Source organism: Mucilaginibacter gilvus, from assembly GCF_004054195.1.
Classification (GTDB): domain Bacteria; phylum Bacteroidota; class Bacteroidia; order Sphingobacteriales; family Sphingobacteriaceae; genus Mucilaginibacter; species Mucilaginibacter gilvus.
Window position 1 is genome coordinate 1 of record NZ_SBIW01000001.1, and the last position, 17,717, is coordinate 17,717.

The window sequence follows — 17,717 nt, forward strand, 5'->3', positions numbered from 1 at the left end:
ATTGGCCAGGCTGATACCAAAAAAGACATCGGACAGGCTGATACTAAAAAAGACATCGGTCAGGCAGACTAATTAATACCAATACCCCAAAGCGAATTAATAACATAAACAGATAACAACAACCCAAACAATATAGATCATGAAAAAAGTAATCGTAGCAGCAGCATTAATATTAACAACAGGCGTAGTATCAGCATTCACTATAGCTACCCCGGTAAAACGCGATACCACTACCACCAAACCATCAACTAAAAAAGACATTGGCCAGGCTGATACCAAAAAAGACATCGGACAGGCTGATACTAAAAAAGACATCGGTCAGGCAGACTAATTACAATACCTTTTATAACAGCCTCTAAATACAAAATGCACCAGGCAGGCCCGGCGCATTTAAGTAATTGTAAATTTAAATGAATAAGCGGCTGTTATTAAAACAGCTCTTCGCTACTTTTTAAATTTATCGCAGTTATCCATATTATATATAATAGTATAATCGGCCTTGGTATCTACCTGCTGGCGGCCGGTTTTAGCATCAACAGTAAAAGGCTTTTGGGCCAGTTGCTGCGAAGAAAGCTTAAACTCTACCGCCATGGTATCGGTTTTCCCCTCTTGCATAAAACTCCACACCGCTTTTATCTTATCACCATCTAAAGTCCCCAAAAGGGTTCCTTTGCGCCGGTCTTTTTCTTTGGGCAGCCAATTCATTTCTCCGCTTACCTTATTGGCATTTATTACGAGGTGCAGGGCAGTTGTGTCCTGCGCGGCAGTACCATCGGTATGTACAAAGCAGTACTCCATATTTTGGGCTGGTGTATTTGCTTTAACCGCGTAAGAGGTATCTGTTTTACCACTATCGGTTGCTACCGTATCGGCTCCTTTTTTACTGTTGCCCGCGCATGATGCCAGTGCAAGTACACCTATAATAATATAACTCTTCATGGGTATCGTGTTTAATTTTTTACTACTACAATTATAGCCGTAAATAGTTCGGCTTTTTCTCTTGCCCCCGGGCAGAAACTTTTTAAATGCCCTATATTTACTGTAAAAATACGCGTATGCTCGATGTTAATTTGCAACCCTTCCCTATACTTTCTACGCCCCGTTTAACACTTCGTGCCGTAAATTTTGGCGATGCGGAAGCCATTTTTGCGATGCGCACGGATGCAGAAGTGTTGAAATATATAGATATAGAGCGCCCCAAATCGATAGAAGCGGTGATTGATTGGATAAAAATGACCCACGAAATTCATAAAAAAAACGACGGTGTTTTATGGGGAATAACCTTAAAAGGCAGCGAGGAAATGTTGGGCAGCATTGGTTTCTGGAACATGGATAAAGCCAATCACCGTACCGAGACAGGTTATATGCTCGCCACCGCCTGGCAGGGGAAAGGCATTATGCAAGAAGCTTTAACAGAGGCAATTAAATACGCGTTCGAAACCATTGGCCTCCATTCTATACAAGCCAACATAAACCCGGCCAACAAGGCATCCATGAACCTGTTAGAGCGCACCGGCTTTGTGCGCGAAGCCTATTTTAGAGAGAACTATTACTACAAAGACAAATTCCTCAATTCGGCCGTGTATTCTTTAATTACAACAAAAAAATAACAACTATGCATAAAATTTGTTAGTTAAGTATAATTACATAACTTGCCTGCACAAAACCAATTGCCCCACTCTTAACCTAAATTATAATGCGGGGCGCAAAACAAATTTTAATTAATACAGTTTACACTTAAAAAAACTTAAAAGACATGGCAGCACAATCAGGAGGCATTACCGCCTATTCAGTAAAAACCAAAACCAAAAATGTTCCAATGATCGATCCGGTTATTGATATCAAATCGGGCCGTTACATAGCTACGGGTAAAGATGCCGATGGCAACAAAATGGCAGCTATTATGGGCAAAGCAACTGCAGAAGGTCATGTTGCATCAGGCGCAGCTACAAAAGGCTCTGGCTGGTAAATAATAGGTGCTATAAAACAAGAAAACCTGCCACGCGGCAGGTTTTCTTGTTTTATATACTAACGCCGCCCCAGTTTTTATACGGGTTTACCGATAGGCTGGCATTACTGTACCGGTGATCATCGGTTACCTCATCCGCCACCCAATCGGGTTTTTCAAAGGCTTGCTCCTCGTGTTCCAGTTCTATTTCGGCCACTATCAGGCCATCGTTATCACCGCTAAAAATATCTACCTCCCAGGTATTGCCTGCAAAATTTATTTCGTACCGCACTTTTTCTATTGATGATACGGTAAGTCCGCTTAATATTTCGTGGCCATCCGCAATGGGGATGGTATACTCATATTCGTTGCGACTGATGCCCGTGGTACTGCCCTTAAGGGTAAGGTAAGCGGCCTCGTCGGTTACGCGGATACGCACTGTGCGCTTATCATCGCTTAAAATATAGCCCTGTTTAAACAACTTCCCCTCCGGCTTTGCAAGCGCGTTCCATTTGGCCCTATTCACCAAAAATTTTCTTTCTATTTCTATCGCCATACTATTTATTTAACAATACTGTTATAAAATGTTAAATCACCATTGCTTTCAACACGCCGTAAAGCTAAATGTTTATATTAGCCCGGCTACATTATATTAAAAATGAACTTCAAAAGATCCGTATTATTTATATTACTGCTGATAGCTTTTTCCCCTGCGTTCGCACAACGGGATACCGTGGGTTTAAATACCATTGTAACCAAAACCACTAAGCTGATCACCTCCTACCCGTTTGAGAAAGTATACCTGCATTTAGATAAGCCATACTATGCCGCCGGCGATACCATCTGGTTTAAAGCTTATGTCACTATCGATCAGCACTCGCCCACCATTTTAAGCAATATTGTTTATGTAGATATTGCGAATAACCAGGATTCTATAACCCGGTTTATAAAGCTGCCGGTACTAAACGGCGTTGCCAATGGCAACATTGCCCTCACCCCGGCCGATTTTAAACAAGGCAACTACCACCTGCGCGCCTACACCGCCTACATGCGCAATTACGACCCCGATTACTACTTTAACAAAAACCTGGTGATAGGTAACCCGGTAGATAAGGATATTGTTACCAATGTATCGTTCAGTTCTTCGGAGGCTGCGGGCCTTACAAAAGTTGCGGCGAACGTGGCTTATAAGGATGCCCGCGAAAGTTTGCCGCTGCTTAATAAAAAAGTAAGCTGGACGGTGGTTGCCAATAGCGAAGAGCTTTTTAAGGGCAAAGGCACCACCGATGACAATGGCGTTTTTAAGGCCGAATTTAGTGGGGCACCCGCATCTTTAAAAGGTGCCAGCCTGGTAGCCGTAATAGATATGGGCAACCGCAAAGCCATCACCAGCACTTTTGCTTTAAAAACGGCGGCCAGCGGTAAAGACGTACAATTTTTCCCGGAAGGCGGTGAACTCATCATCGGTGTGCGATCTAAAATAGCGTTTAAAGCCGTAAACAGTAATGGGCTTGGTGTTGATGTAAAAGGCAGCGTTACAGATAACGAGGGTGCGGTGCTGGCCAACCTTAATTCGCAGCACTTAGGCATGGGGATTTTTGCCCTAATGCCCGAAAACGGTAAGACTTACAAGGTAAATATACAGTTTGCCGATGGTACAAAAGCAGTGTACGATCTGCCCCGCATCAAAGCATCGGGCATCAATCTATCTGTATTTAATAACGATGCAGACAATCTTAACATCAAATTATCGGCTAATGATTCTTATTTTCAGCTAAACCAAGGCAAAATCTACTACATCATTGCCCAAAACGGTGGCGCGGTATATTTTGCGGGCCAAACCAAGTTAGACGCTGCTATATACAGCGCTTCCATCCCAAAAAGCAAGTTCCCTACCGGTGTAGTGCAGCTTACCCTGCTTACAGACCATGGCGTTGCCCTTTGCGAACGGGTAGCGTTCGTTCAGCATAACGATGCTTTGAACGTTTCCATAGCCAGCGCGGCTAAAACATACAACGTCCGCCAAAAGGTAAAACTTAATATCTTGGCAAAAAACAAGGCCCTGCCAGTTGCCGGCACCTTCTCGGTATCGGTTATTGATGAAACCAAAGTGCCCTTTGATGAAAATGCCGAAACTACCATACTAACCAGTACCCTGCTCACATCCGAACTGAAAGGATACATCGAAAAACCCAATTACTATTTCATTAGCAAAGATGCCAACGCTGCCGAAAACCTGGATATCCTGATGCTTACCCAGGGCTACAGACGCGTATCGTACCGCAATGTACTCGCTAATAAAGTACCGCAGATAACCGTTTTCCCCGAGCAGAACGGGCTGGAGATCTCCGGCGTACTGCGCAACAACACCGGAATGACCATTGCCAAGGGCTACCTGCGCCTGCAAGTGCCATCGAGAAATTTTTATGCCGAAACCACTACCGATATGGTGGGTAACTACAAATTCTCAAAGCTTAATTTCATCGATTCGTCTAAAGTGATCATCAGCGCGCGCAGCAGCGCCAATGGCAAAAATTTGGTGGTGACCGCCAATCCCGAAACGTTTCAATATCCCTCAAAAAATAATATGGCGTTTGATGAAGTGGCCAATATTGATAGTACATTTAAGCCTTACCTCGAAAACAGTTTAAAGCAGTATAAAAACACGCACCAGTTAAAAGAGGTGGTGATAAAAGCAAATCCCATCAAAAAAACGGGACACTCAGATTATTCGGTATTTACAGGCTTACCTATGCTGGCCGATCAGGAATACTTGGCTGCCAACATGCGGAACTGTGCAAACCTTTACCTATGCCTGCAAACAATGATAATGGGTACCACCATTGATGATAATAAACTGTATTTTATGAAGAACTACAACAGCCAGGATAAAAAACCGATCCAAATATTTGTGAACGGTATGCCGGTAGATCTATCGTATCTTAATAGCGTAATGGTAAGCAATGTAGAATCGGTAGAGGTGTTTAAAAGTGCAGGTTTTAGTGGAATAGATGACCTTTATGGCACATCGGGCATTGTGGAGATCAACCTTAAGAAAGCGCCAAAGGGAACCAAAATATCATTTGCCGAATTGCAGGAACTTATCCCCCCGCCAAATATTTTAAGCATAAGCCCGGTTGGCTATGCCATAAACCGCGAGTTTTATGCGCCAAAATATGATGTGCCAAAACCCGGCACCCTTGGCGGCGATCTGCGCAGCACCGTTTACTGGGCACCAAAAGTAACTACCGACAAGGCCACCGGCGCAACGGCTATAGAATACTATAATGCCGATGGCCACGGCACCTACCGCGCCACTATAGAAGGCATGGATGTTGATGGTAACCTGGGCAGGTATGTATACAGGTATACGGTGAAGTAAAAGATAAGGCATAATTATAGCTTAAACATTTAGGCGTACATAGCGAAGCCCCACCCCGGCTTCGCTATTTGCATTTATCCTTTTTTATTGTCTAAATTTATGCAAACCTTAATCCCAATTAGTTATGGACATGAACCTTGTACATTGGCCCGCCGTTGTTGTGGCCGGCCTGTCTGCCTTTGCCGTTGGCGGTCTTTGGTATTCTAACGCGCTTTTTGGAAAAGCCTGGATGACGGATAGCGGTCTTGATATAAAAGAGATAAACGCATCCGGCAAGGGTAAAATATTTGGCTTTACCGCCCTCTTCTCCATCATCATGTCGGCCAACCTGGCTATGTTTTTGGCTGATGCCAAAACCGACCTGGCCTGGGGCGCAATAGCCGGTTTCCTTGCCGGAATATGGACGTTCGGTGCAATAGCTACGCATAGTCTTTTCGAGCTAAAATCATGGCGGTACATATTTATCAATGGCGGGTACAGTGTTGTTTCGCTTACGCTGATGGGGTTAATATTGGGTGCCTGGAGATAAAGCCTAACTATCTGTCTGAACCCGAATTTTAGGAATTAACGAATTTCCAGAAACTCTTCTTATGAGTTAGTAGCAATTCTATTAATTCTTAAAATTCGTTTAAAATTCGAGTTCAGATATAAACAAACATGACAGTAATATGTCCTCCCGCCCGAACAAAACAGTCCCCGGTAGCGTTAATTCATACTGATAAACAATAACAGCATCATGAGTAACAAAACCGCATCTTTCCAAAAAACGTTCAGCATAGGTGGCTATATTACCGTTAACCGTATAGGCTATGGTGCCATGCGCATCACCGGCAAGGGCATCTGGGGCCCGCCGAAGGATCATGACGAATCTATCCTTGTATTAAAACGCGCGGTAGAACTGGGCGTGAATTTTATCGACACTGCCGATAGCTACGGCCCCAACGTATCCGAAGAACTGATAGCCGAAGCGCTGCACCCCTACCCGGCTGGTTTGCTCATAGGCACTAAAGGTGGCTTGCTCCGCACCGGTCCCGACCAATGGCCCGTGGATGCCAGTCCCGAACATTTAAAGGAAGCACTGGAAGGCAGCCTGAAACGCTTGAAGCTTGACCAGATAGACCTGTACCAACTCCACCGGATAGACCCCAAGGTGCCCGCCGAAAAAACCTTCGCGTTTTTAAAACAGGCGCAGCAGGATGGTAAGATAAAGCACATCGGCCTATCCGAAGTGGGCATTGATGATATTAAAAAAGCACAGGAATACTTTGACGTGGTATCGGTACAAAACATGTACAGTGTAGATAACCGCAAATGGGAAGGCGTGCTGGAATACTGCGAACAGGAAAATATCGCATTTATCCCATGGTTCCCGCTGAGTGCCGGTAATGTGGCCAGCGAAGAGATCTTGCAAAAGGTAGCTGCAAAACATAGCGCGACCGTACACCAGGTAGCACTAAGCTGGCTGCTTAACCATTCGCCAAATATATTGCTCATCCCGGGAACCTCCAGCGTGGCGCATTTGGAAGAAAACATGAAAACCGCCGGTGTTGTACTGGATGCCCAAGATATAGACGAACTGGACGGTATATCGCCACCGGTGGGATAGTCCTGTCTTTAATAAATGAAAAGGATGTCGAAAACAGGCATCCTTTTTTTGTTGCTATCCAGCCTATGCAAACGTATTTTTGCTCACTGATGAAAAGCAAAGAAGAGATACTGAATAACTACTATGCGCAAGGCGCCGACGGGATGCCCGAAATTTCTGCGGATGGCTTGTTAAAGGCCATGGAGGAATATCGCCGGCAGGCAGAAGAAGCTGCCTTCAACGCCGCAAAGGAATTTGAGGGCGGGGTAATTGGCGGTAAAGAGCTTTTCGAAACCTATGAAGATTACAAAGCCAACCTCGTTGTCCCGGTGGCAGCACCCGCCGAGCCGGATGAATTAGCGCAGATCCAATTCATGGCCGATAGCATCCTGGAACTATTCATCCCGCAGGACAAAATTGTTGAGCAACTCTCCTTCGACATCCGCACCAACGGTAAGGAATACGTCGTAAGCTACAACAAAACCCCGCAGGGTTATTGGGTTTTCTCGGATTACACCCCTACCGAATAGCTTTCGAAAACTTTTGACTTTAAACTTTTAGCTTTTAACTTACCTGCGCTACTTTAAACGGCTTCACATCCACCGTTTCCCATATCTTCTGGGTAATGTAGGTTTCGCTTTGCTTCCAGGCTTCCAGCCCTTCTTCGGTTTCAAACTGCAGCACCATTACCGATCCTATCATTTTGCCTTCGTCGTTTAACATAGCACCGCCAAGGATATAGTTACCGCTGGCTTTTAGGGCAACGGCACCATCCAAATGATGCGGTCGAACGCCCATGCGGCGGTCCAATGCGCCTTCGTCGGTATAATCGTATGCGGTTATGAGGTATTGGTTCATGGCTGATTTGTTTAGTATAGTGATTACAAGTATACGGTGGTTCTGTTTAGCGTGCAAAAAAATTCTAAATGGGTGCAAATAAGTATATAAAATAACTGTAAGTTTTACAATATTTGTTGTTGAAACCAATACACTATAATGAGAGAGCAACTTCAGCAGAAATTTTTAGCACACTACGGTCAGGCACATAAGTTCACTTATTTTTCGCCTGGCAGGGTAAACCTCATAGGCGAGCATATTGATTATAACGGCGGGCTGGTAATGCCTTGCGCGGTTACGTTGGGTACCTACCTGCTTATTGCCCCTAATAATGATGGCGTTTTCCGCTTTAAAAGCATGAATTTTAAGGAAACAGCCGAAATTACCCTTGGATCCAGCAATGCCAAAAACGAAGAATTTTGGTTCAATTACCCAACCGGCGTTATAGAGCATTTTAATAACGATGGCAAAATACTGCATGGTTTGGATATGCTGTATTACGGCAATATCCCCATTGCTTCGGGCTTGTCGTCCTCCGCTTCCATAGAAGTTGCTACCGCCTTCGCGCTTAACGATCTGTTTGGCTGCGGATACACTAAGCTTGAATTGGTGAAACTTGCCAAATGGGTAGAAAATAGTTACATCGGCTTGCACAGTGGCATTATGGACCAGTTCGCGGTGGCCTTTGGTGAAAAGAACAAAGCACTGATGCTAAACTGCGATACCCTGGAGTACCAGGCGGTAAACAGCAACCTGGGTGAGTACCTGCTGGCTATCATCAACACCAATAAACCACGTAAGCTTGCCGAATCTAAATACAACGAACGTGTTCAGGAATGCGCTACTGCACTTGCCGCGTTAAAAACCGAACTGGACATTAACTACCTTTGTGATATTGATACCGAAACTTTTAACCAATACAAGCACCTGATAACAGACGAGGTTATTTTAAACCGGGCCACCCACGTAGTAGAAGAGAACGACCGTGTTAAACTGGCTGCGAAAGCGCTGAGCAATAACGACCTGGCCGAATTTGGCAGGCTGATGTACGCCTCGCACAATTCCCTAAGCACCCTTTACGAAGTAAGCGGGAAAGAACTGGATACCATCGTAAACTTCTGCAAACCCTACAAAGATGTGGCAGGTGCCCGTATGACGGGTGCAGGCTTCGGTGGCTGCGCTATCGCTTTAGTAAAAAAGGATTCTTTCGCTAAATTCAGCGAAGAGGTGGCAGAATACTACACCAAAGAAATTGGCTATGCGCCATCGATATACAGTTCTTTGATTGGCAATGGTGTTGGGCTTTTAAACGAAGTGGTAGCAGTATACGCGTAAGTGGTGAGTGGTGAGCAGAGGGTGGTGAGTAGTTGTTGATCCGCACTTTCTGCTCATCTACAAACAACCACTCACCTAATCAACCATCCACCAATCACCCATGCGCAAACTTAAATTAGACGAACTTAACCGGCCCAGTATAGCTGAGTTTAAAGACCAGCACAAGCTGCCCGTTGTAGTAGTACTTGATAACGTGCGCAGTATGCATAATATCGGTTCTATATTCCGCACCTCGGATGCACTTGCGGCAACGGCTGTATATCTTTGCGGCATTACCGCACAGCCCCCGCACCGCGATATTGAAAAAACCGCCCTCGGGGCAACCCAATCTGTTACCTGGCAATACTTTAGCGACACACTGGATGCTATCACGGAACTTCGCGCGGACGGGTATAAAATTGTGGCCATAGAGCAAGCGGAGAACAGTATTATGCTGAATGAGTTTACGCCTTCGGCAGATGAAAAATACGCTTTAATATTTGGTAACGAAGTAAACGGCGTGAGCGACGAGGCCATGCAAATGATCGATACCTGTATTGAGATCCCTCAATTTGGCACCAAGCATTCTTTTAATATCGTGGTATCGGCAGGGATCGTGCTTTGGGATTTTCTTGTTAAAATAGCCGTTTAAGCTAATTATTAAATTGATGTGGTTTCGTCTAAAAGGCACCAATGAACTACTGAACCATTGAACTAATGAGCCCTCTTGCCAAAAAACTGCTGATGAAACCCGGCCAAACATGGCTGGTATTAAACCCTCCCGAAGATTACCTGGCGGCATTGGAACCCCTGCCCGATGGCGTAACGCTTGCCGTCGAGTTAACAGGCGCGGTTGATGGCATCCAATTCTTTGTGAAAAATAGCGCGGAATTGGGCGCCAGCCTGGATCAGATGGCACCCATATTAAAGCCGGAGACGGTGCTTTGGTGCATCTACCCCAAAAAGAACAAAGGCATTGATACCGACCTTGAAATGATGAGCGGCTGGGAAGTGGCCAAAAAACACGGATTACGCCCTGTTGCCTCCGCAGCCATCAATGATATTTGGACCACCCTCCGTTTCCGTCCCGAAGTTTTGGTGAAGCATTCCGAATCGCGCAACGAGGCCATTAAAACAAACGATTACGCTAACTATATCGACCCGGAGAAGAAAACAGTGACCCTCCCCGCTGATGTAGCCGAAGCTTTGGATTCCGCGCCCGGCACATTGGCCGCGTTCAGCAAGCTGGCCTACTCGCACCGTAAGGAATACGTGGTTTGGGTACTCTCCGCCAAACAGGAACAAACCCGACTGAACCGCGTGACCAAAATGGCCGAAATGCTGGCCGCAGGTAAAAAAAACCCGTCGGAAAAGTAAGATTATAGCCGATTAAGTTAATTATGCAGATTGTAAGGATGTGGAGTTACCTCTTTGGCTCATCACCATCATCATCACCTGCCTGACTGTCCTCAGCCTCACTTATGTCCTCCAGCATTCGCTTTTGGGTATAATGGTAGGCATCAATGTAACACTGCTTATCAGGGTTATCCTGCCTTATCAATAAGGCACTATACCAATCCTGTTCACTGTAATCAATGTGTGATTGGTGTCGTTCATATTCAGTTTTCAACTCACTGAACCAGCGGCCAAAAGTGATGCGACGATTGCGGGCAAATCGGCAATAGCGTTAGAGAGCAATAATTACTTAACCGCCACCTCCTCGAACCTTATCACCAACCAAAAAAGCGCCCTTTTGAGGCGCTTTCGCATTATGATGGGGTTTGGATAGGGCTTAGTAAAACACCTGGTCGAACTGGTTCACGGCATCCTTGCTTTCCAGGTTGCTATGACCCATTAAAAATTCGTCCACCTTACGTGCGGCTTCACGGCCTTCTGATATAGCCCAAACCACTAATGACTGCCCACGGCGCATATCGCCTGCGGCAAATACTTTACTTACGTTGGTACGGTAAACACCTTCTTTAGCTTTTACGTTCTTGCGTTCGTCCAGGCCAACTTTTAGTTGCTCTAACGCGCCTTCAAACTGCGGGTTAAGGAAACCCATAGCCAAAAACACGCGCTGGCAAGGGATCTCGCGCTCGCTGCCTTCCACTTCGGCAAATTTAATAGGGCGACCCATTACATCAATTTCCCAGCTTACATCGGCTACTTTAATAGCTCTTAGCTCGCCGTTAGCATCGCCTAAAAACTCTTTGGTGTTAATTCCCCAAAAACGGTCAACACCTTCCTCGTGGCTGCTGGTGGTCTTCATTACCATTGGGTAAGTTGGCCACGGCATGTTGGCGGTACGCTGCTCTGGCGGCTGCACCATCACCTCAAATTGCTTAACAGAACTTGCACCCTGGCGGTTTGATGTCCCTACGCAATCACTGCCGGTGTCGCCACCGCCAATTACTACAACATCTTTGCCCGTGGTGGTTATTTCTTCCCACTCAAAAGTGGTGTTGCTTACGCGTTTGTTCTGCTGCTTTAAAAAGTCCATGGCAAAATGCACACCTTTAAACTCGCGGCCCGGGATAGGCAGGTTACGCGGAATGGTAGAACCACCTGCCAAAATAACGGCATCGTGCGTACGTACTACCTCATCGGCAGCAATATCTTTACCAATTTCGGTATTGCATTTAAACAAGATGCCATCCTCTTCCATGATCTGGATGCGGCGGTCGATCACCCATTTTTCTAATTTAAAATCGGGGATGCCGTAACGCAGCAAACCACCGGGGCGGTCGTCGCGTTCAAAAACGGTTACTTTATGGCCTGCTTTTGCCAGTTGGGCGGCAGCAGCCATACCCGCAGGGCCAGAGCCTACTACGGCAACCTTTTTACCCGTTTTAATTAAAGGGGCGGTAGGCTTAACCATATTTTTAGAGTAAGCAACCTCTATAATGTGCTTCTCAATTTCCTCAATGGCAACCGGCGGCTTGTTAATGCCAAGCACACATGCCGATTCGCATGGCGCGGGGCAAATTCTGCCGGTAAACTCGGGGAAGTTATTAGTTGATGATAATATCTCGTACGCTTCGCCCCAGTTTTTGCGGTACACGGCATCGTTAAACTCCGGTATCACGTTACCCAGCGGGCAACCGCTATGGCAAAACGGGATGCCGCAATTCATGCAGCGGGCGCTTTGCTGGTTCAATTTTTCCTCGGGGTACAAACCAACAAACTCGTTATAGTTTTTTAAACGCTCGGCAACCGGCGCTTTTTGGGGAAGTTCCCTGTTAAATTCCTGAAATCCTGTAGGTTTTCCCATAATTATCCTATAGCTTGTAATTGTTGTTTCTCTAAAACTCGTTTGTACTCTTTGGGGTAAACCTTAATAAAATCTGCCGAAGCTTTGCTCCAGTTTTTAAGGATCCCCTGGGCAACCTTACTGCCCGTTAGGTGGATATGTTTCTTCAGCAAGGCTGTAATTTGCTCCTGGTCGGTTACCGATAGCGGGTCGAGATCAACCATCTCCATATTACAGTTCCCGGCAAAGGTGCCTTTAGGATTGTAGATCCAGGCTAACCCGCCGCTCATACCTGCCGCGAAGTTTCTGCCTGTTTCGCCAAGGATCAACGCACGGCCACCGGTCATGTACTCGCAACCGTGGTCGCCAATACCTTCTACAACCGTGGTAGCGCCGGAGTTACGCACCGCGAAACGTTCGCCTGCCATACCTCTCACAAACAGCTCGCCAGATGTTGCACCGTAAAGCGCCACGTTGCCAATAATGATGTTCTCCTCGGGAGCGAAGGTTGCATTTGCAGCCGGGTAAATGGCTAACTGCGCGCCGGATAAGCCCTTACCCACGTAATCGTTACCCTCGCCTTCCAGTTCAAAGGAAACACCCTTGGTGGTGAACGCGCCAAAGCTTTGCCCTGCCGAACCTTTGAATTTGTAGTTGATAGTATTATCCGGCAAACCTGCAGACCCGTAGATCTTCGAGATCTCGTTAGAAAGCAGCGTACCAATGGTACGGTCTACGTTCTTCACATCGTAAGTTGCAAATACCGGGGTTTTATCTTCTAACGCGGCTTTGGCGTTTTCTAAAAGTTTCCAGTCGATAATATTGTCCATACCGTGGTCTTGCTTTTCGCTGTTGTACAGCGTCATGCCTTTGGTATTATTTATTGGATGCAGTATGCCGCTCAGGTCAACCTTTTTAGCTTTCCAGCTTTGGATGTTATCTCTTACTTTTAGGAACTGTACGCGCCCAACCATCTCCTGGATGGTACGGAAACCAAGTTCTGCCATGATCTCGCGCAACTCTTCCGCCATAAAACGGAACAGGTTCACTACGTGATCGGCCTTACCGCTAAACAGTTTTCTCAGTTCAGGGTCTTGTGTGGCAACGCCAACCGGGCAGGTGTTCAAATGGCATTTACGCATCATAATACAGCCACCGGCAACCAAAGCAGCGGTAGCAACGCCCCACTCCTCGGCACCCAATAAAGCTGCAATAGCTAAATCGCGACCGGTTTTTAACTGACCATCCGTTTGTAACACCACGCGGCTGCGTAGTTTGTTACGTACCAAAGTTTGGTGTGCTTCTGATAAGCCAAGCTCCCATGGCAAGCCGGCATGTTTTACCGAACTGATTGGCGATGCACCTGTACCACCATCATATCCGGCGATCAAAATAACATCGGCATGTGCTTTTGCAACACCCGCGGCTATAGTACCCACGCCTGCTTTTGATACCAGCTTTACGTTGATCCGGGCAGCGCGGTTAGCGTTCTTTAAATCGAAAATTAATTGCGCCAGATCCTCGATAGAGTAAATATCGTGGTGCGGTGGCGGAGATATTAAACCTACTCCCGGTGTAGAGTGGCGTGTTTTGGCAATCCAGTCGTCAACCTTGTGGCCGGGTAATTGTCCGCCCTCGCCAGGTTTCGCGCCCTGCGCCATTTTAATCTGCAGCTCATCGGCATTGGTAAGGTAGTTAGAAGTCACCCCGAAACGACCTGACGCTACCTGCTTGATAGCCGAGCGCATAGAATCGCCGTTCGGCATTTTTTCGTAACGTAATTCATCCTCACCGCCTTCGCCGGTATTGCTTTTACCGCCAATACGGTTCATGGCAATGGCCATAGTGCTGTGCGCTTCGTGCGAGATGGAGCCGAACGACATGGCACCTGTAGCAAAACGCTTCATGATCTCCTCTGCCGGTTCAACCTCATCAATACGGATGGCTTCGCGGTGATGGGCAAAATCAAGCAGGCCACGGATGGTGTAATGCTTCTCTGTCTGCTCGTTTATTTTAGCAGCGTAGTTTTTATAAACTGCGTAGCTGTTGCTGCGGGTAGCGTGTTGTAAAAGGTGAACGGTTTCCGGGTTAAACAAGTGAGCCTCTCCCCTGCGTTTCCACTGGTAGATCCCGCCCTCCGGCAATAATCGTACATCAGTTTTACTGCTGCCGAAACCGATTTTGTGTTTGCAAAGCGCTTCGCGGGCAATCTCGTCCAGGCCTAAACCGCCTATACGGGTTACACCGCCCGAGAAATATTTATCTACTACTGCTTTGTTGATGCCCAATATCTCGAACACCTGCGAACCGTGGTACGATTGCAAGGTAGAGATCCCCATTTTAGAGAAGATCTTGAGCAAGCCATCGTTAACCGATTTTACATAGTTTTTGTAAAGGGTCTTCAGATCGAGGTTGGTTTCCAGGTTACCGTTATCCTTCAGCGTTTCAATAGTGGAAAGCGCCAGGTATGGGTTAATGGCTGTTGCACCGAAAGCCAGCAAAGTAGCAAAGTGGTGTACTTCCCAAACATCGCCGGTCTCTACAACCAAACCTACAGCGCCTCTGCGCCCTTTTTTAATTAAGTGGTGATGCACTGCCGATACCGCTAAAAGCATTGGGATAGGCGCGTGTTCTGAGTCTACAGCACGGTCAGACAGGATCAGTACCTCAAAACCATCATCCACCGCGTCCTCGGCGTAGCGGCAAAGCCTGGCTATACCTTTTTCCAGCGACCCGGCCATGCCATCGGCATTAAAGTAGGTTTGCAGGGTTTTAGCGTGGAACAGCCCGGTATCAATACTTCGCAGTTTTTCCAGCTGGTGGTTCTTCAGTATCGGGTGGTCTAAAACCACGCAATGGCAATGCATTTTATCTTCGTCAAGCAGGTTGCCGTTGTTACCAATAAAGGTAGCCAAACTCATTACCAAACGCTCGCGGATTGGATCTATCGGCGGGTTGGTAACCTGGGCGAAGAATTGCTTAAAGTAGCTTGATAAATGCTGAGGTTTATCTGAAAGGATAGCCAAAGGCACATCTGTACCCATCGAGCCTACCGGCTCTTTGCCATCCAATGCCATCGGTTTAATAATGGTATCGATATCCTCGCGGCTGTAACCGAATACCTGCTGGTAACGGAAAACAGAATCGGGCGACAAACTGGCGAAGGCCAAACGCGGCTCAGACAGTTCGCCAAGGCGAATTTTATAGTTATCCAGCCAGCGGCCATAAGGCTGCTGAGAGGTTACTTGTTTCTTGATCTCGTCATCGGTAATGATCTTACCTTTCTCGGTATCTATCAGCAACATTTTGCCGGGCTGTAAACGGCCCTTGCGCAGTACGGTGCTTTCGTCAATGTTTAAAGTACCTGCTTCTGATGCGGCAATAACGCGGCCATCATTGGTAATCACATAACGCAAAGGGCGCAGACCGTTCCTGTCCAGCAATGCACCTACCAGTTTACCATCTGTAAACGTGATAGCTGCCGGGCCATCCCATGGCTCCATTAAGGTTGCGTGGTATTCGTAAAACGCTTTTTTTACCGGGTCCATGTGTACGTTGCCGTCCCATGCTTCTGGTATCAGCATCATCATTACGTGTGGTAATGAGCGGCCGGTGTGCAGCAAAATTTCGATGATGTTATCCAAACAGGCCGAATCCGACTGGTTGTTATCTATCACCGGCAACAGCATCTCCATTTCTTCTGCCGTGAAGTAGGTAGAAACATAAGATTTTAAGCCCGAGTAGAACCAGTTTAAGTTACCGGTAAGGGTGTTGATCTCGCCATTATGCGCTATCAAGCGGAACGGCTGAGCCAGCTTCCACGATGGGAAAGTATTGGTAGAGAAACGCGAGTGGATCATGGCAAAGCCCGATGCGATACGCGGATCTTTCAGGTCGGCAAAGTACTTACGCAATTGGTAAGTAGTCACCTGGCCTTTATATATAATGGTTCTGCAGCTTAACGAGGTGAAGTAAAAATACTCGCTCGCGGCAGGCACCGTTTCGGTAACTGTTTTGTTGATGTAGCGCCTTAATATATACAGCTTACGCTCAAAATCATCGGCATTGGTAATATGGTGCGGGCGGGAGATGAACAATTGTTCAACGTCCGGCTCGGCCTGGCGGGCTGTTTCGCCAATAGCAGATGAATCTACTGCAAGCTTACGGTAGCCGAGCTTATGCAGCCCCATTTTCTCTATCGCATTAGTAATAATTACGCGGCATGCCTTCTTCAAGGCAGGCTCTTTGGGGAAGAAGATCATCCCGACACCATACTCACCCGGTTCGGGCAGGTTGATCTCGAGGTTAGCACATTCTTCCATTAAAAATTCGTGGGGGAGCTGAATTAATATACCTGCGCCGTCACCTGTTTCAGGGTCACAGCCGCATGCACCGCGATGCTCCATGTTCTCTAACATGGTTAACGCGTCATCAATAATATGGTATGATTTATGTCCGTTTATATTGGTTATAAACCCAGTTCCGCAAGAATCGTGTTCAAATTCCGGCCGGTAAAGGCCCTGCTGGTTGCCATCGGTTTGATCCATTTTTTTATCCGATTTTTTGTAATTCGGGTAATAACGAAGTTAACGAATTATAATATTTTTATAATAACGCTATTAATTTTTTCAAATTTATTAAAATAATGCTATTATTAAGTTAATTTATTATTAAGTCGACAAAAAACGTAGGCTTAATGTATGAAATTCTTAATTTTGTCTTATTGTTTAATATGCACACATAGTAAATAAGCTTATTAAACTATTTTTGCCGAAAGCACATTACATCATATATTTTATGCCTGATAAGAATAAAGCTGTTTTTTTAGACCGAGACGGAGTGTTGAACAAAGAGATGGGCGATTACGTTTGTAAGCTCGGGGATTTCCACGTACTGGACAATTTTGATGCTTTAAAAGAATTGCAGAACAGGGGTTATATGCTGTTGGTTGCCACCAACCAGGGCGGCCTGGCAAAAGGCTGGTACGATGTGCCCGAGCTTAACAAAATGCACGCCCAACTAAAACAGGTTTACCAGGAGCATGGTGTGGAAATAACCGATTTTTTTTACTGCCCCCACCACCCCAACTTTACCGGCGACTGCGATTGCCGCAAACCAAAACCCGGCCTGCTTTTTCAGGGGATAGAAAAATATAACATCGACCCATCGCTATCCTATTTCATTGGCGACCGCGAGCGCGACGTAGAGGCGGGAACCGCAGCCGGTGTAAAAGGTATATTAATAGATAGCGACCAGCCCATAGCGACGGTATTAGACCAGATAGCGTAACACTTAGTGTATACGATTTTAGCGAAGCAAATTAGAGGAATGTAAAAAACACGCAAAAGGCGCAAAAAGATGCGTTTTTTTGATAAATTTTGATAAAAAACTGCATTTT

17 protein-coding genes are annotated in these 17,717 nt (G+C 46.3%); 12 read left to right on the top strand and 5 right to left on the bottom strand.

Annotated features, from left to right (window positions below; genetic code table 11):
• The first annotated feature begins 139 nt into the window (after window positions 1-139).
• On the top strand, window positions 140-331 hold the full coding sequence (locus EPL05_RS00005) for a hypothetical protein (RefSeq protein ID WP_128531458.1): 192 nt from the start codon (window positions 140-142) through the stop codon (window positions 329-331).
• A 113-nt stretch (window positions 332-444) separates the two neighbouring features.
• Here EPL05_RS00005 and EPL05_RS00010 read toward each other — a convergent pair whose 3' ends face one another.
• Entirely contained in the window at window positions 445-939 is a 495-nt protein-coding gene (locus EPL05_RS00010) for a hypothetical protein (protein ID WP_128531459.1), read from the bottom strand.
• A gap of 116 nt (window positions 940-1,055) precedes the next feature.
• Between EPL05_RS00010 and EPL05_RS00015 the strand changes: the two genes are divergently transcribed.
• Window positions 1,056-1,610, top strand: a complete 555-nt coding sequence (locus tag EPL05_RS00015) for a GNAT family N-acetyltransferase (protein WP_166727593.1) — start codon at window positions 1,056-1,058, stop codon at window positions 1,608-1,610.
• Between the two features lie 146 nt (window positions 1,611-1,756).
• Window positions 1,757-1,969: a hypothetical protein gene (locus EPL05_RS00020; protein WP_128531461.1), complete on the top strand. Its 213-nt coding sequence runs from the start codon at window positions 1,757-1,759 to the stop codon at window positions 1,967-1,969.
• A gap of 52 nt (window positions 1,970-2,021) precedes the next feature.
• Here the strand turns inward: EPL05_RS00020 and EPL05_RS00025 are convergent, their stop codons facing one another.
• Window positions 2,022-2,504 carry a CYTH domain-containing protein gene (locus EPL05_RS00025; protein ID WP_128531462.1) on the bottom strand — a complete coding sequence of 161 codons (483 nt, stop codon included), beginning with the start codon at window positions 2,502-2,504 and terminating at the stop codon, window positions 2,022-2,024.
• Between the two features lie 102 nt (window positions 2,505-2,606).
• On the opposite strand from EPL05_RS00025, the gene EPL05_RS00030 reads away from it, so the two are divergent.
• The 4 genes from EPL05_RS00030 (at window position 2,607) to EPL05_RS00045 (ending at window position 7,445) form a co-directional block, all read left to right on the top strand.
• On the top strand, window positions 2,607-5,330 hold the full coding sequence (locus EPL05_RS00030; protein WP_128531463.1) for a carboxypeptidase regulatory-like domain-containing protein: 2,724 nt from the start codon (window positions 2,607-2,609) through the stop codon (window positions 5,328-5,330).
• 124 nt (window positions 5,331-5,454) lie between these two features.
• A complete protein-coding gene (locus tag EPL05_RS00035) occupies window positions 5,455-5,859 on the top strand; it encodes a DUF1761 domain-containing protein (RefSeq protein ID WP_128531464.1) in 405 nt (134 codons plus the stop codon).
• Window positions 5,860-6,066: 207 nt separating this feature from the next.
• Window positions 6,067-6,936: an aldo/keto reductase gene (locus EPL05_RS00040; protein ID WP_128531465.1), complete on the top strand. Its 870-nt coding sequence runs from the start codon at window positions 6,067-6,069 to the stop codon at window positions 6,934-6,936.
• 89 nt (window positions 6,937-7,025) lie between these two features.
• Window positions 7,026-7,445 (top strand): amidohydrolase family protein, encoded by a 420-nt coding sequence (locus tag EPL05_RS00045; RefSeq protein ID WP_128531466.1) that lies wholly within the window; start codon window positions 7,026-7,028, stop codon window positions 7,443-7,445.
• Window positions 7,446-7,479: 34 nt separating this feature from the next.
• On the opposite strand, the gene EPL05_RS00050 is transcribed toward EPL05_RS00045, so the two are convergent.
• Window positions 7,480-7,773, bottom strand: a complete 294-nt coding sequence (locus tag EPL05_RS00050) for a YciI family protein (protein WP_128531467.1) — start codon at window positions 7,771-7,773, stop codon at window positions 7,480-7,482.
• A gap of 138 nt (window positions 7,774-7,911) precedes the next feature.
• On the opposite strand from EPL05_RS00050, the gene EPL05_RS00055 reads away from it, so the two are divergent.
• The 4 genes from EPL05_RS00055 (at window position 7,912) to EPL05_RS23830 (ending at window position 10,630) form a co-directional block, all read left to right on the top strand.
• Window positions 7,912-9,087, top strand: a complete 1,176-nt coding sequence (locus EPL05_RS00055; RefSeq protein WP_128531468.1) for a galactokinase — start codon at window positions 7,912-7,914, stop codon at window positions 9,085-9,087.
• 100 nt (window positions 9,088-9,187) lie between these two features.
• Complete coding sequence (locus EPL05_RS00060) at window positions 9,188-9,718, top strand: RNA methyltransferase (protein WP_128531469.1); 531 nt, start codon at window positions 9,188-9,190, stop codon at window positions 9,716-9,718.
• 65 nt (window positions 9,719-9,783) lie between these two features.
• A complete protein-coding gene (locus EPL05_RS00065; RefSeq protein ID WP_128531470.1) occupies window positions 9,784-10,443 on the top strand; it encodes a YdeI/OmpD-associated family protein in 660 nt (219 codons plus the stop codon).
• Between the two features lie 40 nt (window positions 10,444-10,483).
• Complete coding sequence (locus tag EPL05_RS23830) at window positions 10,484-10,630, top strand: hypothetical protein (protein WP_166727594.1); 147 nt, start codon at window positions 10,484-10,486, stop codon at window positions 10,628-10,630.
• Between the two features lie 228 nt (window positions 10,631-10,858).
• Here EPL05_RS23830 and EPL05_RS00070 read toward each other — a convergent pair whose 3' ends face one another.
• A complete protein-coding gene (locus tag EPL05_RS00070) occupies window positions 10,859-12,340 on the bottom strand; it encodes a glutamate synthase subunit beta (protein WP_128531471.1) in 1,482 nt (493 codons plus the stop codon).
• Between the two features lie 2 nt (window positions 12,341-12,342).
• Window positions 12,343-16,866 carry a glutamate synthase large subunit gene (gene gltB / locus EPL05_RS00075; protein ID WP_128531472.1) on the bottom strand — a complete coding sequence of 1,508 codons (4,524 nt, stop codon included), beginning with the start codon at window positions 16,864-16,866 and terminating at the stop codon, window positions 12,343-12,345.
• A gap of 250 nt (window positions 16,867-17,116) precedes the next feature.
• Between gltB and EPL05_RS00080 the strand changes: the two genes are divergently transcribed.
• Window positions 17,117-17,608: a D-glycero-alpha-D-manno-heptose-1,7-bisphosphate 7-phosphatase gene (locus EPL05_RS00080; RefSeq protein WP_128531473.1), complete on the top strand. Its 492-nt coding sequence runs from the start codon at window positions 17,117-17,119 to the stop codon at window positions 17,606-17,608.
• Window positions 17,609-17,717 lie beyond the last annotated feature (109 nt).